The following is a 14700-nucleotide window of genomic DNA, read 5'->3' on the forward strand; positions in this document are numbered from 1 at the left end:
GCTACACCGAGCGGCTTGCCGAGGCCGGCATCGAGCCATCGGTGGGCAGCAAGGGCGACTCCTACGACAACGCTCTGGCAGAGACGATCAACGGGTTGTACAAGGCCGAGTTGATCCATCGCCGGGCGCCCTGGAAGACCAGAGAGGCGGTGGAGCTAGCGACCTTGGAATGGGTGTCATGGTTTAACAACCATCGGCTGATGGCCCCGCTGGGCTACGTGCCGCCGGCCGAGTTCGAGGCCAACTACTATCGCAATCTTGAGCAGCAGGTCAGCCCGGCCTGACTCAAGCCAACCGGCCTCCGCGAAAACCGGGGCGGTTCACGTTGTCATGGGCGACCCCAGCTTGGGCTGACAAAAAAGCCATTGCTGCGATTTATCGCGAAGCACGGCGGCTCACCGCTCAAACCGGCGTAAAACACGAGGTTGATCACATTGTTCCCCTTCAAGGGCGTAAGGCGTGCGGGCTTCATGTCGAGCACAACTTGCAGATTCTGACCAAGGCGGAGAATGTCTCTAAGCATGCCGAGTTTGACGACTGGTCGGCATCTCCTACTTGTCGGGAGAGACGATAGGCGAAGCGCGTTCCACGGCTCCGAGGCGTGCACATGCCGCGCGCAGGCGGCTCGTGTAGGTGCCGTCGCCCTCGACCGCCTCACCGGCCGCCCTGGCCCGGCGTTCGGCGAAGCGCTGGTCGCGGATCAGGGCGCGCGCCGGCATGGTCGCCAGCAGTTCAGCGTAGTCCTCCAGCACCCCGCGCAGCACGTGCCAGTCGTCGGCATCGAGGCCCCGGCCCTGGTGCTCGCCCAGGTCGATCAGCATATCCAGCGCGCGGCCGCATTCGTGGCTGGGGTCCGTGAAGATGCCCAGCTCCACGCCCATTGCCAGCACGCGCAGGGCGTCGCCAACGTCTTGCCATGCCGCTATCGTCGGTCGGTCGAGTAGGGCGTCCAGGCCCGCGCGCACGACGCGCAGGTGCGGCTCAATGCGCGCCACCGGCAGCGGGTTCACCGGGTCGGCCAGCAGCTCGTCGAGCGCGGTAAACGCCCGGGCCTGCGCGCGCCTGCGGCTCACTTGATGGCGCGCAGGTGCCCGCCCACCGCGAGGCGGAAACGGTGCGGGTAGGCCGGGTGCATGTAGTCGCGCTGGGTGCCTGGCACCAGCTTCGCACCGCGCAGGAAATGCTCTACGGCCAGGGTGGCCGAGCGCACCTGATAGAGAGCGCACGTGGCTGGCGCGCGCTCGTCCTCGGCCCTGTTGCGGACCTGGCCGACGACCGGCAGGCGGAAGTCGTCGGCCTCACGGATGACCCAGCCGACGACATCGGCGCCCAGGCCGTACTTCTCGCGCATGCGGCGCCGGATCGCGCTGACCGTCTCCATGCCGGCCGGCGGGGCGTCGTGCACTTTGCTGTCCGCGATCATCTTCACGTCGTCGGCCACGCGCACCAGCGCTTCCGCCTGCTCGGCGGCGGTCGCGCGGAGGCGTTCCTGGCCCTCGCGCAGCTCCGAGTTCTCGCGCTCCAGCTTGAGCAGGGCCTGCGCCTGCAGCAGCAGGCGCTCGGCCTCGGACAGGACACGCGGCGCGGCAGCGGCGCCCGATTCCAGTTCCTGCCAGCGGTCCACCAGCCGGGCCGTGAATTCCGGCGAGAGCTGGGCCACCACGATGATGCTGTCCCGCTTGCCCTTGTCCCCCTCGAAGACGAACTCGGAGCCAGGCCGCCCGCCCGTAGACGGCTTTTCCACCAACGGTGGGAAAGCGATAACTCCTTGATTCGCAAGGCGTTCGATGGTGCGCTTCACGCTGTCGTGGCGCGACTCGACCAGTTCGGCGATTTCCAGGCTGGTCATGGTCGGCGCGGTATCGCCCGCTGCCGGCGTCGCCAGGGGAACGACGTGGTTGCCCGGCATCGGCGTGGGTTGCACCTCGACGCGCGCGGGCAGGGCATGAGCGTCGTTCGCCGCTTGCTGGCCCTGGTGGGCGATCATGCGCTGCAGGATCGGCTGGGCCTCGCGGAAGAGCCAGGCGCCGAACTCGCGCGCGAGAAAGTCGCCGCAACGCGCCTTGCCGATCAGCAGCGCCAGCTCGGCGCCGTCGAGGATGCGGATGCGGCCAAGCGCGGCGTAGCTGGGGTGGTAACGCGCGCTGGAGCCGCAGATGGCGCGCACCATCTGCTCGCCGCCACCGATGCCCAGCACGTGGGCGGCGTCGGCAGCGGCGACCCAGATCGCGCCCTCGATGCAGATGGCGCGCACGGGGCGGCCGTTGTAGACGAGGACCGCGAGGGCGTGCTGGTCCTCGGGTGCGTGCTGGGTTCCGATGGTGTCGGCCGTGCTGACAGTCATGGCGCGCTCCTCAGGCGATGCCCAGTGCCGCGACGGCGGCCTTGCCGGCGGTGTCGGCGAGGCCGATGGCGATGAATGCCACCAGCAGCGGCCGGGTGGCGAAGTAGCGCACGACGGCGCGAGGGAGGTGATGGTTCAAAACGGTCTCCGTTACGACAAGGATCGCCGAGGAGACGCTTCGCCAGGGATGGCCCTCAAGGGTGCGGCCGAGAGACGCTCGTAACCGCCGGGAGGAGGGTCCGGCGAGGCCCTGTTGGGCACGTCACCGGCCGCACGCTTGAGGGCCATCGCCGAGCACTACGCCACTCGACAGCACTCATCTTCCTGGTCGGCGGGCGGAGCCCATGGGCTGAGTTTTCCAGCGGCTCAGGCGGCCACTGCCGGCGCGCCGTCGTCGTTGGCTGCGGGCGCCGGCAGCGGAGTGCCACGCAGAGGCCGTACGGTGCGCACGTCGGCATGTGCATGAACGCCGCTCACGCCCGGCTTGAGCACCAGACGGGCATGCACCAGTTCGCCCTCGGCCAGTGCGGCCTCGATGGCGAGGCGCACCTTGTCGTCGTCGAGCAGCAGCGTGCGCAGCCGGGCGAGCGCGGCGTCCACGCGCACCACGGACGCGCCGGACAGCCTGGCGCCAGTATGGACCTTCGGCATCGCCTCGGGCGCCGGTGCCGGTTCCAGCAGCTCCGGCATCGTCGGCGCCGGCACCACGCGGCGCAGCGCCAGCTTCTTGCGTTGAACAACAGGTTCCGTCACGGTCATGCCTCCTCGGCGCCGAACTTGTCGGCCAGGTCGATGCCGTACACGTCCAGCCACGCGCCGGCCGGCCAGCGCTCCACCTTCCCCCATCGTGTGTCGATGGCGTCCAGCGGCTTCACGCCGTGGTCCTCGCACCATTTCTTGAGCGGGCGCCACGCCTTGCGATCGTCCAGCTTGAGGGTGAACGCCTTGTTCACTGCCAGGATGGACGCGAACATTGCGCCTTCGCCGAGCTTGGCGCGCAGCTTCTTCGCCTCGCGCGCCGCCGCGCTGGCTGTCGCCATGGCCTGCGCCTCGCGCCGCGAGCCGATCAGCGCCTTCGTGCGCACCGCCTCGTCGCGCTGCTCGATGGCGAACTGCTCGGCCTTTTTCGAGGCCAGCAGGTGCTCCAGCGCCTCGATGTAGCTGCCAGGCAGCACGGGTGCCGGAGCCTGGGCCATCGCGTAGCTGCCGGTCTTGCGGATCGTCGGCAGCACCTCCTCGAACACCCACCGCTCGAAGCGCTCGGCCGACGGCAGCTTGCTGTTGACGATCAGGCGCAGCATGTCCGGCTCGGCCAGGATGCGAACGTCCTGCACGCCGCCGCTGGTGCGAAGGGGGTAGCGTTTCACGACCCCCTTGCAATGCCGGGTCATCGCATCCGTCTCGTTGGAGTAGCCGAGCGCGCCGGCCACGTCCTTGCCGACGAACCACGCCTCGCCGTCGATGACCACGATGCGGATGTAGAAGTCGTCGAGCGCGAATGGCGTGACGCAGCCCTCTGCGCGCACCACGGCGTAGCGCTGCTCATTGGCGGCCTCGGCCGCTTCGGGGATGTGCGCCTGCGCGGCGCGAAGAGGGTTGGACATCGAGTTCTCCACAGGTCAGGTTGCGCCGTCCAGAGCGAGAGAACCCCCACGGGTTCACCGTCCAGCGTGACAGCCGCGCACCTTGCGGTGCTTGGACGGTGAACCCGTGGGGGCTCGATGTAGATCGCAATCTCCTGCCTGCTGTCACGCTTCGGCGACCTGCAGTTTCTGGCTGGCGCGGCTGAGGCGGCGGGCTGGATTTTCCGAGCGGCGAGGGCGGCCGGGATCGTGGGTTCCCTCAGGGCTGACCTTTGAAATCCACGGGTCAGGTGCAGAGGTCGCCTTCCGCCTTCGGCGGACGCGCTGGCGCGCGTCGTTCATCTCCCTCTGATGTTGCAGAGCGCGGCGCGCAGCGCCGAGGGTCGGAGGCGATTGGCAGTGGTCGATCTCGCGGAGGAGCGAGCGCTGAGCACTGTCGGGCAACAAGCCGCCTTTACCGCCCGCAGGCAGCTTGGCCTTGTTCCCGCTGGACGCGGGGCGTAGCCACGCACGTCGCGCTACGCTGGATGGCTTTCCGCTCGCGTGAGCGTCTTCCCTGGCCCATCCCGTCTGCCCCGCCACCCGCCGCATTGATGCCACGGGCGTTGCAGACCAATCCACCAGTGCGGCCCGGTCTTCTCTGCCGCACGATTCGCTGATGGGAAGAACGTTGCCCGGACGGTGCTGTCGTACTCCGCCGCATCGCTTGCGCGACCGCATCTTCTCGACTACCCCTTGCCGCCCGGTTGGCCCGATAGACCCACCAGCTAGTCACGGAAAAGGCGAAGCCCCGAACTTCGCCGTCTCCAAGGTGGTGCCAATGCCAGCTTGCGCTGGTAGGAGACTACGAAGCCGGGGCTTCTGGGGAAAATCTGCGTCGTTGGCACCACCCATCGACACATGCAGTTTCAGAGCGCTGCGCGATAGAGCGGGGGACGTTTTTTCCCACTTTTTCGCCGGCTGATGCAACGCCTATTGTGCTTCGCGGAGGCTATCGGCACGACGCTGGTCACGGGCCTGTCACGCGTGACATGCGCACCCTGTCGCGAGTGACAGGGCTGGGACGTCGCCGGGGACATGCATTCCATGTCCCGGGTGTGTCCCCGGGGACAAAAGCGCTCCCGGCGTTCATTGGTGTCCATACGTGTTGATGCGGATGAATGTTGCGCGCGATAGCTCAGAACGAAACCGCAACGGTCTAATGACAAGCGTCGAGGTCGTCCAGCTTCGGCGGCAGGAACGTCTTCGCGGCCCAGGCGAGGTAGTGTTCAGGCTCGCACAGCATGGTTTCTAGCCTGACCCTACCCGCGCCAGAAATCTCTACCTCAGCGGCAGGCCCGGTGCCAGGGGTATCGCACTCCTCCGGCCGCGCAAGAGTGGACAGTGGCGCAAGAATGTCGCGGATGAGGTCCGGCAGGTAGTTCGTGCCGGCGCGACCGAACCGCTCGAAGGCCCGTTCCATGAAGTGGCGCCCGATGATCACCAAGGGGTCATCCACCCGTCGCACCGTCCCGCGACCCGTGAAGTCAGCCGAGAAGACGGCGAGTTCACCCTCCGTTTGCGCCGTGCAGAGCCATACCCGCGTGCCCATCTTGAAGCCAGGCCCCACGCGCATGCGCTCCTCTCGGAGAAAGGCCAGGCTCTTGCGAGTGCATGCCAACGACCTTTCTCCGTCCATGAGCGCGTCACTGGCCGCGCCGATGTCGCGCCACGCCTGCCGAGCCAGCAATCGCGCGTAGTCATCATCAACCCAGGCGGCGGTGTTGCATGTCGGTCTGCGCACAACCCGGGCAGCAGGCTGGATTGATGCGGCGATCATGGCCGTACCTCGCCGCCGCTGGATGCCGCCAGGACGCTTGGCCGCCGCAAGACGGTGCCATCCTGCGCCAGCTCCGCCGCCTCGGCTTCCATGTCGGCCTTCACCTCGCGCAGTTCCGCCAGCAGCTCAGCGGCTGGCTTGAGCACGGGCGGAAGGTCGCACACGGGGTGGCGCTGGTCTTCTTCGTGCCACTCCACCGGTGCCGTAGCGACCTCGATTTCGGCTGCCGACAGCGTGGTCATGACCTCCATGTCGTCTAGCCAGGCCGCGCCGTCCCATCGCCGCAGCGTGCCACCGTAGGCCGCATCGAAAGCGTCCTGCAGACCCTCCAAGTCCGCGATCTCAGTCGGGCTGCCGTGGTAGACGACCGTGCGGTAGCTGCTCGCTTCGGGCAGCGGTTCGGCGTAGTCGTCGGTCACGTAGGCGGTGCGGCCAGTGTTGGCATCGAACAGGACGGCGCGCGCGTGGCCGGGCTGGCTGATGGCGTTGGCGATAGCCTGGAGGATGAGCTGCGCCTGTTGCACGGACTGCACAGGGATGTCGGCCGGCCGCTGGCCGTGGTGGCCGCACCGCCACTCGGTGAATCGAAGCGTCAGGGGACCGTTCATGGAGACTCCCCGCTTCCTTCCATGGCGCAGGTGGAGGCCTGCATCGCGTCGAACAGGGCACGAAGTACGTCCGAACGTCGCATGCACTCGTCGCCCGCAGAGGAGTTTCCGGCGCGGAACGCGAAGTATGCTGTTTCCGTCGCCGCCGCTACCTCCAAGAGAATGCCCGCGCTGGCGCTCGTGAAGAATGCGGCGTCGCAATAGGTGATGGCCTGCGCCGGTCGTCCGGAAGCTGCGATCACCCGCTCCGCCACGGCCACGGCTGCGTCGCGCGCGTCGCACATCTGCCTGCGCCAGCGGTCGCCGCCGACGCTCGCGGCCGCTGAGAGGGCGGACAGGCGCTGCGTCGCCACCTCGGCATCGGCCAGGATGACGGCGGTGTCCGCAGCGTCGGGCGCTGGCGGCTGGTGTTGATTGGTGCGGTCCATGTCAGGTCGCGCCTTCGATTTCCAGCAGACCGATGGTCTCCCACTCGCCGGCCGGATCGAGCAGCATCTGCAGTTCGAGGCCATGGATTCCGAGAGGTCCAACATGGCCGAACCAGTCGCGCGGATCACCGCTCTGGGCATGGCGAGTCAGGCCGATCCAAGTGGCGTGAGAAATGGAAGCTCGGCGGCGCAGAGCCCCACCGGTGAGCAGCTTGTTCGCGTCGATGCCGAAGCGGCACAGGCCGCCTCCAACCGTGTGCGTCTCCGTCATCGTCAGAGTGCGCAGGGCACCGTTGTGAACGATGGCCTTGTTCGCGGTCGGCTCCCACCGCTGGTTGAGCGAGAACCAGACGACAGGTTTTTCCGGGGGCTGAACACCGGTGCTGGACGGCTTGAGGATGCTGTCGCCCAGGATGTCAACAGCTCGCGCCTTGGTGGTGTAGTGCCAAGCTTTCAGCATTGCGCCACCTCCTGATGCAGGCCGTGGGCGCGGGCGAAGCTGTGCAGGTGCCGCATGGCAGTGTGGAAGGTCGTGGCCTGAGCAGGGGTGAGGATCATGCTGCTTCCCGTGCGGCGCCCCAGGTGTTGGAGAACTCCGACATGAGGTTGGCGTAGACGGCCTCCACCATGCCGGCAGCCGAGCACATGGACACGATCGCGATGGCTGCCACGCTCGCGTTCTCTTCCGGAGCGACTCGGTCAATCTCGGCTCGCAGGCCCAGGGCGGACGCGCGCAGCAGAGGTTCAAACATCTGGTACTCGCACATCAGGCTGTCCATGGTCTCTTTGCTTTTGACCTCGTCGAGACGCGTCGCGAAGGATTCTGCGGTGCTCCTGAGGCTGTAAGGGATGCAGCTCAGATCGGTATCGACATAGTCGGTCAGGACGTGGCCTGCATGATCCAGTGCGACCACGATGTCGTTGGCGATGGAGCGGGCCTTCTTAAAATAGAGACTGGTCATTGACTTTCCTTTGAGGTTGTTGGTGGTCCGGCCGCCCGGTCGGGTGGTACTGGTTGGGCGGCCGTTTAGTTGTGAGTTCCCGGGCGCTGGCCTCCGGGATGAGGGATCAGGTATCCGCGCCGTTGGCCGTGCATCCGCTGCCTACGCGAAGGAGTACCCGCCTGCTTACCCCCGGGCGGCGCGCATGCACTGCGCGTGAAGCGGGGTTGAATCTCAGACTTCGGCCAGCACCTCAGCGGCGCCCTCGATGAAGCCCTCCGCCATCGCGTTGGACAGCTCTTGGTCGCGGGCGAGGCCGAACAGCTCGTCGATGTCCAAGTTCGTGTCGCGCAGGGCCGCATGCACGGCATTGGCCTCCTCGCCCTGGATGGTGGCTTCGCCGCTGAGGTTCGCGACGGCCTTAAGGTCGTTGATGTCGGCGTATTCGAGCGCCCACTTCTCGCCGATCTTGCGGCCTTCGATGCGGTCGATTTCGGCCTGCTGGGCCTGGCTTGCGCGCAGCCGTTCGAGGCCGGCTTGGCGCTTAATGTTGGTCATGTCAGTCATTGATTGGTCCGTGAAAGGTGATTGGTGCCGTTCGCTTGCTCCTGCGCTCTGAGCACGAGGTCAACGATTTCGGCATTGATGGTTCTGTAGCGGGCAGCCGCACGCTCAGCGAGCCATGCGGCCAAAGGGGCCGGCAGACGAATCTGCCCGCGCCAGTAGCGCTTCTGCGGTGGTGTATCTGTCATAGGGCTCCTGTTGCATGGCTCATTGCCATGCTACGAATGATATGGCGTTGAGCCATGAAATATATGGCAATAAGCCATTGTATTTATGTATGGCTCATTGCCCTATGATTGAAAAATGACAGCCGACCGAGCGCCGCAGACAGCAGACAAGTACATCGTTCGCTTCCCTGACGGGATGCGGGACCGCATCGCCGAGGCGGCCAAACAAAGCAATCGATCGATGAATGCGGAGGTGGTGGCACGGCTGCAGGCCAGCTTCGCAGCGCCGCCAACAGCCATGGAGGGCGAGGTGTTCCGGGATTTGGCAGAGGCCCGGGCGCAGACCATTGCCGCAATGGCCGACGCAAAGGAGGCACGGGAACTCGCCGAAGCCCGCGCCAAGACCATCGTGACGCTGGGCCGCGTGCAGGCCAACCTATGTGAATGGATTGCCCTGATGTACGAGGAGCTAGGGGGGGGCAAGGGCCGGCGTGGTCGCATGGGCGAGTTTGACGAGGCGGCGGCCTATGCGGCCACGTTCTACGTGGACATGAAGCCCGAGGACTATCTAGTGCCCCGAAGCGACTTCCAGAGGAAGCACCGCGATGTGGCAGAAGCCATGGATACGACGGATGCCGCGTGGGAGGCCACGCAGCGACGCTTTCGCCGAGCTGTCGTAAGCAAGAAGACGGGCGACGACTAGGTGCACCCCGCTCGAGTCCCGTCGCCCTTGCATGCGCCTATCGCGCCATGTCGGCCGCCGTGCCGGTCGGACGCCTGAACAGATGCTCCAAATTGAAGGTAAGCCATGAACTACCTGCTGCGCCGCCTGCGCGAAGAGGGTGTGATCCAGTCGGGCATCTGCTTGACCTTCGGGTTGCCCAGGCTGGCCGACGAGATTCCCAAGCGCGGTCGTTTCGCGGTGGTCCACATGCCCGACGACACGCGACCCGGCCCGTTTTGGGCCATGCCCCCGGAAGATGCGCGCAGGATGATTGAACGAGGCTACAAACTGCACCCAGGCTCATCGCTGGACGGACCAGTTGTCGCCGCCACCGCTGCTCCGAGTCGTGACCATCACCTTTGCGTGCCGGTTGCGCCGCTTTTGAAGCATGAGGGCTATCTACCTACAGAGTGCATTGCTTCGTTGCTGCCGCCGGATGCGATGGCCGGGCTGACAGAGATGCAGGCAGGCCTTGAGTTGCTGGAGGCCTTTCGCATCCGCCTTCTGGATGACGTACTGATCTTCTATGTCGAGGATATTGAATGGCATGGCCCCCATGAGCCTGCTGGCGTTTGGACGCCCGAGGCCGTACTACCCGCCACGGCGCCATTGAAGTCTGTCGGCGCGACATTGAAGCGCCTATTGAAGAAGAGGCGCTACTTCGTGGTCTGCCGCGAATGCGGTGAACTCAATCGAGCCGGTCATACAGAAGGCGAGATTTGCTACCCCTGCCTTGAGAGAAGCCACGGGGCGGCTTTCTAGGATGAGTGCGGTGGCACGCTACAGGGCCGAGTTCATGCAGTTGACGCCCAAGCTAGCGTAGCCAGAAGAAAAATCGCAGGAATATGAGTACCCCGCAGAACGACAGCCGTCAGGCGAATTGGCCTAGAAAGAAGGCCGCACGCCCATGAACGCCGTAGAAATCGAACAAGCCATCAGTGACCTCGCGGAGCAGCCCTTTGACCCCGCAGAGTTCCCCTACGCCTTCCTTGAAGCCTTCGGCAACAAGGCGACGACCATCAAGCGCCTGCGCGCGGGGGCGTCGAACAAGTCTGACCTCGGCGGTGTTCTTCAGACCAGCAACATCCACATCCTGACCTGCGACGCAGGGCGGGTGACCCAAACGCTCGCCGCTCTCAAGGCCAGCCCGGCCACAGCTAAGGCCAAGGCGAAGTTCATCCTCGCCACGGACGGGGCGGACTTCGAGGCCGAAGACCTGACCAGCGGCGAGACCGTCGCCTGTGCCTTCAAGGACTTTCCCGACCATTTCGGCTTCTTCCTACCGCTGGCGGGCATCAGCACTGTCCGCCAGATCAGTGAGAACGCCTTCGACATCCGGGCCACCAGCCGCCTGAACCGTCTGTATGTCGAACTGCTGAAGGACAACCCAGAATGGGGCTCGGCGGAGCGTCGGCACGACATGAACAAGCTCATGGCGCGGCTGATCTTCTGCTTCTTCGCCGAGGACACCGACATCTTCGTCGGCAGGGGCCGCTTCACCGAAACCGTCGCGCAGATGAGCGCGAAGGACTCCTCGAACACGCACGAGGTCATCGCCACGCTGTTCCGCGCCATGAATACCAAGCGCGAGGACCGGGCTGCCGCCAAGATTCCCCGATGGGCCGAAGACTTCCCCTACGTCAACGGGCAGTTGTTCTCTGGTGGCGACGAGGTGCCGCGATTCAGCAAGATCGCCCGGTCCTACCTGCTGCACGTCGGCGGGTTGGACTGGACCAAGATCAACCCGGACATCTTCGGCTCGATGATCCAGGCCGTCGCCGAGGACGAGGAGCGCGGCGAGCTGGGAATGCACTACACCAGTGTCCCCAACATCCTGAAGGTGCTGAATCCGCTGTTTCTCGACGACCTGCGGGAGAAGCTGGATGAAGCGGGTGATAACGCCCGCATGTTGCTCAACCTACGCAAGCGCATCGCCAAGATCAGGGTCTTCGACCCGGCATGCGGTTCGGGCAACTTTCTGGTCATCGCCTATAAGGAAATGCGCGCCATCGAGGCCGAGATCAATCAGCGGCGCGGCGAGCCGGATCGCGCATCAGAAATCCCGGTCACCAATTTTCGCGGGATCGAGCTGCGTGATTTCCCGGCGGAGATCGCCCGCCTTGCGCTGGTCATAGCCGAGTACCAATGCGACGTGCTCTATCGGGGGCAGAAGCTGGCCTTGGCCGAGTTCCTACCCCTGCGCAACGAGAACTGGATCACCTGTGGCAACGCACTACGGTTGGACTGGTTGGGCATTTGCCCACCTGCGGGGACAGGCGTGAAGGTGCAGGCCGATGACTTGTTCGGCTCGCCGCTCGACCAAGCTGAGATAGATTTTGAGAACGAAGGGGGCGAGACGTACATCTGCGGCAATCCGCCGTTTTCAGGAACCAGAAAGCAAACGGATGAGCAGAAGGCTGACCTCGAAGCAGTCTTCGCCAACATCACTTCCAAGTGGAAGAACGTGGACTACGTTGGTGCTTGGCTACTCAAGGCCGCGCTCTACAACCAGCACTGCAATGCCCGCTTCGCCTTCGTGGCTACAAACAGCCTCTGCCAAGGTCAACAGGTGCCTATCACTTGGTCGATTCTCGGCGAAATGGGATGTCGCATTCGTTTTGCGCACACATCGTTTGTCTGGTCGAACCTCGCAAAGAACCGAGCTGGTGTCACAGTCATTATTGTCGGCTTGGACTTTGACGAGTCGGGTACCAGAACCATCCTGGCCGGCGACAGCCGTCGCACGGTTACTCACATCAATCCATACCTGACTGAGCATCGCATCAAGATCGTTGAAGCTTCGCGCCGTCCCCTCTTCGTTGAGCCAGTCATGGACTATGGCGTCTATTACTCAAAGTCCGCTGGACTGATTCTTGATCCGCTGGAAAAGGAGGCGCTGCTTCAAGAGGGGTTCCCTGCGAATCTCGTCAAGAGCTTCCTTGGGTCAACCGAGTTCATAAACGGCGACCCCCGCTATTGTTTGTGGCTCGGAGACGATGATGTGGCATTGGCTCGCCGCTTTCCGAGCGTTGCATCCCGCATTGATGCCGTTCGCACGGATCGCTTGGCAACAGAAGACAAGGCCGTCAACAAGCTCGCTACTCGACCGCACCAGTTCAGAGAACGCAAAGGCGACGAAGCAACGAAGATTTTCGTGCCCATCGTCTCGTCCGAAAACCGCGAGTACTTCCCGGTCGGGTTGGCAGACGGGGCTGTCATTCCGACCAACAAAGCCTTCTATATGGGTAACAGCCCATTATGGTGCTTATCTATCCTTGCCTCTCGACTTCACCTAGCTTGGATTGCGGCAATCTGCGGCAGGTTGCGTTCAGACTTCTCGTACTCCAACACCCTCGGTTGGAACACGTTCCCGGTGCCGACACTGACCGAGAAGAACAAGGCTGATCTCACACGCTGCGCGGAGGACATCCTGCTGGCGCGGGAGCATCACTTCCCCGCGACCATCGCGGACCTGTATGACCCTGAGAACATGCCCGCTGACCTGCGGGCGGCGCATGATCGCAACGACGAAGTGCTAGAGCGCATCTACATTGGTCGTCGCTTCAAGAACGATACCGAGCGGCTTGAGAAGCTGTTCGACCTCTACACCAAGATGATCGCTTCGGCTGCACCGGCCAAGGGCAAGAAGCGCAAGCCGGGAGCCAACGCATGAGCCAAAAAGTCAAGTCCGTACCATCCGTTTCCGTCAGCTATGCCCGCAATGGCGCATCGACCAAGGCCAATGCGCTTGGGATGCGTCCCATGCAGGAGCGGGCGTACGAGAAGCGAGGCGAGCAATACCTGCTCATCAAGTCGCCGCCCGCATCCGGCAAGAGCCGTGCGCTGATGTTCGTGGCACTCGACAAGCTCAAGAACCAGGGCTTGAAGCAGGCCATCATCGTTGTGCCCGAGAAGTCCATCGGAGCCAGCTTCAACGACGAGCCGCTGTCGAAGTACGGCTTCTGGTCCGACTGGCAGGTCGAACCCAAGTGGAACCTGTGCAACGCGCCAGGCAATGACAACGGCGGGAAGGTCAAGTCGCTGGGCGCATTCCTCGAAGGCGACGACAAGGTGCTGGTCTGCACCCATGCGACCTTCCGCTTCGCGGTCGATGCCTACGGCGTGGAGGCGTTCGACGACCGACTGATCGCGGTCGATGAGTTCCACCACGTTTCAGCGAACGCGGACAACAAACTCGGCTTGCACCTCGGGCAATTCTTCGCGAGGGGCAAGACGCACATCGTCGCCATGACTGGCTCCTACTTCCGTGGCGACGCCGAGGCCGTGCTCGCACCGCAGGACGAGTCGAAGTTCGATACCGTCACCTACACCTACTACGAGCAACTCAACGGCTACGAGTACCTCAAGCAACTCGACATCGGCTACTTCTTCTACAGCGGGCCTTACGTCGATGACATCCTCAATGTCCTCGATCCCGCCGAGAAGACCATCATTCACATCCCGAATATCAATTCGCGCGAGAGCACGAAGGACAAGATACGGGAAGTGGAGCACATCATCGAAGCGCTGGGTGAATGGCAAGGCATCGACCCTGCGACTGGCTTCCAACGTGTCAAGCGTCCCGATGGCCGCGTGCTGCGGATCGCCGATCTCGTCGATGACGATGCCACCAAGCGCGACCGCGTGTCCGCCTCGCTCAAAGACCCGGCGCAGAAGAACAACCGCGACCATGTGGACATCATCATCGCGCTGGGCATGGCGAAGGAAGGCTTCGATTGGATTTGGTGCGAACATGCGCTGACCGTGGGCTACCGCGCCAGCCTGACCGAGATCGTGCAGATCATCGGCCGAGCTACCCGCGACGCGCCCGGCAAGACCCGCGCGAGGTTCACCAACCTGATCGCCGAGCCGGATGCAGCCGAGGAAGCTGTCACCGAGGCCGTCAACGATACGTTGAAGGCCATCGCGGCAAGCCTGCTGATGGAGCAGGTTCTTGCTCCGCGCTTCGAGTTCAAGCCCAAGAACCCCGACAGCGGCCCGACGCCGGGCTTTGACTACGGGGAAGGTGGCTACGACGCGGACCGCTGCAATGTCGGTGTCAATGAGCAGACAGGGGCGTACCAAATCGAGATCAAGGGCCTCGCCGAGCCCAAGAGCAAGGAGGCAGCACGAATCTGTCAGGAAGACCTGAACGAAGTCATTGCGGCCTTCGTGCAGGACAAGCCCACCATCGAGCGCGGCCTGTTCGATGAGGAGCTGGTGCCCGAGGAGCTGACGCAAGTTCGCATGGGCAAGATCATCAAGGACAAGTATCCCGAGCTTGACGCCGAAGATCAGGAGGCCGTGCGCCAGCACGCCATCGCCGCCCTCAACCTCACGCAGCAGGCCAAGCGGCTTGTCACCGAAGGCGAGAGCGATGGGTCGCCCAACACCGCCCTGATCGACGGCGTGCGCCGCTTCGCGATGGACGTGCGCGAGTTGGACATCGACCTGATCGACCGCATCAACCCCTTCGGGGAAGCCTACGCCATCCTTGCCAAGACCATGAGCGAGGACAGCTT

General features: G+C 64.1%; 17 protein-coding genes. 5 read left to right on the forward strand and 12 right to left on the reverse strand.

All coding sequences use genetic code 11. The features are described from left to right. Nucleotides 1-284 (forward strand): integrase core domain-containing protein (locus Q392_RS24830; RefSeq protein WP_038214348.1); only part of this gene is annotated, 284 nt, incomplete at its 5' end. Nucleotides 285-551: 267 nt separating this feature from the next. Here Q392_RS24830 and Q392_RS24840 read toward each other — a convergent pair. The 12 genes from Q392_RS24840 to Q392_RS33675 form a co-directional block, all read right to left on the reverse strand. Beyond that, entirely contained in the window at nt 552-1073 is a 522-nt protein-coding gene (locus Q392_RS24840; RefSeq protein WP_038214352.1) for a hypothetical protein, read from the reverse strand. Next, a complete protein-coding gene (locus tag Q392_RS32310) occupies nt 1070-2344 on the reverse strand; it encodes a Rha family transcriptional regulator (RefSeq protein WP_245610809.1) in 1275 nt (424 codons plus the stop codon). The genes Q392_RS24840 and Q392_RS32310 overlap by 4 nt, the downstream gene beginning before the upstream one ends. 10 nt (nt 2345-2354) lie before the next feature. After that, complete coding sequence (locus Q392_RS34080; RefSeq protein ID WP_281173454.1) at nt 2355-2483, reverse strand: hypothetical protein; 129 nt, start codon at nt 2481-2483, stop codon at nt 2355-2357. Nucleotides 2484-2710: 227 nt separating this feature from the next. Continuing rightward, nucleotides 2711-3103 (reverse strand): hypothetical protein, encoded by a 393-nt coding sequence (locus tag Q392_RS24850; protein ID WP_038214360.1) that lies wholly within the window; start codon nt 3101-3103, stop codon nt 2711-2713. Continuing rightward, nucleotides 3100-3948: a BRO-N domain-containing protein gene (locus Q392_RS33670; protein ID WP_051953941.1), complete on the reverse strand. Its 849-nt coding sequence runs from the start codon at nt 3946-3948 to the stop codon at nt 3100-3102. The genes Q392_RS24850 and Q392_RS33670 overlap by 4 nt, the downstream gene beginning before the upstream one ends. A gap of 1177 nt (nt 3949-5125) precedes the next feature. Beyond that, a complete protein-coding gene (locus Q392_RS24865) occupies nt 5126-5746 on the reverse strand; it encodes a hypothetical protein (RefSeq protein ID WP_157008243.1) in 621 nt (206 codons plus the stop codon). Continuing rightward, complete coding sequence (locus tag Q392_RS24870; protein ID WP_038214366.1) at nt 5743-6354, reverse strand: hypothetical protein; 612 nt, start codon at nt 6352-6354, stop codon at nt 5743-5745. The genes Q392_RS24865 and Q392_RS24870 overlap by 4 nt, the downstream gene beginning before the upstream one ends. Next, the gene (locus Q392_RS24875) at nt 6351-6782 is read right to left on the reverse strand and encodes a hypothetical protein (protein ID WP_038214368.1); all 432 of its coding nucleotides are present in this window, start codon (nt 6780-6782) and stop codon (nt 6351-6353) included. Before Q392_RS24875 ends, Q392_RS24870 begins: the two co-directional genes overlap by 4 nt. Nucleotide 6783: 1 nt before the next feature. Then, entirely contained in the window at nt 6784-7242 is a 459-nt protein-coding gene (locus Q392_RS24880; RefSeq protein ID WP_038214371.1) for a hypothetical protein, read from the reverse strand. A 94-nt stretch (nt 7243-7336) separates the two neighbouring features. After that, nucleotides 7337-7744: a hypothetical protein gene (locus tag Q392_RS24885; RefSeq protein ID WP_038214375.1), complete on the reverse strand. Its 408-nt coding sequence runs from the start codon at nt 7742-7744 to the stop codon at nt 7337-7339. 213 nt (nt 7745-7957) lie between these two features. After that, complete coding sequence (locus Q392_RS24890; protein WP_157008245.1) at nt 7958-8290, reverse strand: hypothetical protein; 333 nt, start codon at nt 8288-8290, stop codon at nt 7958-7960. Beyond that, complete coding sequence (locus Q392_RS33675) at nt 8287-8475, reverse strand: hypothetical protein (RefSeq protein WP_211260294.1); 189 nt, start codon at nt 8473-8475, stop codon at nt 8287-8289. The genes Q392_RS24890 and Q392_RS33675 overlap by 4 nt, the downstream gene beginning before the upstream one ends. A gap of 115 nt (nt 8476-8590) precedes the next feature. Between Q392_RS33675 and Q392_RS24895 the strand changes: the two genes are divergently transcribed. From Q392_RS24895 to Q392_RS24910, 4 genes are all read left to right on the forward strand, one after another. Further along, entirely contained in the window at nt 8591-9157 is a 567-nt protein-coding gene (locus Q392_RS24895; protein ID WP_038214381.1) for an Arc family DNA-binding protein, read from the forward strand. A 105-nt stretch (nt 9158-9262) separates the two neighbouring features. Continuing rightward, nucleotides 9263-9940, forward strand: coding sequence for a hypothetical protein (locus Q392_RS24900; RefSeq protein WP_038214384.1), 678 nt, complete (start codon nt 9263-9265; stop codon nt 9938-9940). Between the two features lie 145 nt (nt 9941-10085). Next, on the forward strand, nt 10086-12851 hold the full coding sequence (locus Q392_RS24905) for a class I SAM-dependent DNA methyltransferase (RefSeq protein WP_038214386.1): 2766 nt from the start codon (nt 10086-10088) through the stop codon (nt 12849-12851). Beyond that, a partial coding sequence (locus Q392_RS24910) for a DEAD/DEAH box helicase (RefSeq protein WP_038214418.1) occupies nt 12848-14700 on the forward strand: 1853 nt, incomplete at its 3' end. The genes Q392_RS24905 and Q392_RS24910, both read left to right, overlap by 4 nt.

This window comes from Xenophilus azovorans DSM 13620 (assembly GCF_000745855.1).
Taxonomy (GTDB): domain Bacteria; phylum Pseudomonadota; class Gammaproteobacteria; order Burkholderiales; family Burkholderiaceae_C; genus Xenophilus; species Xenophilus azovorans.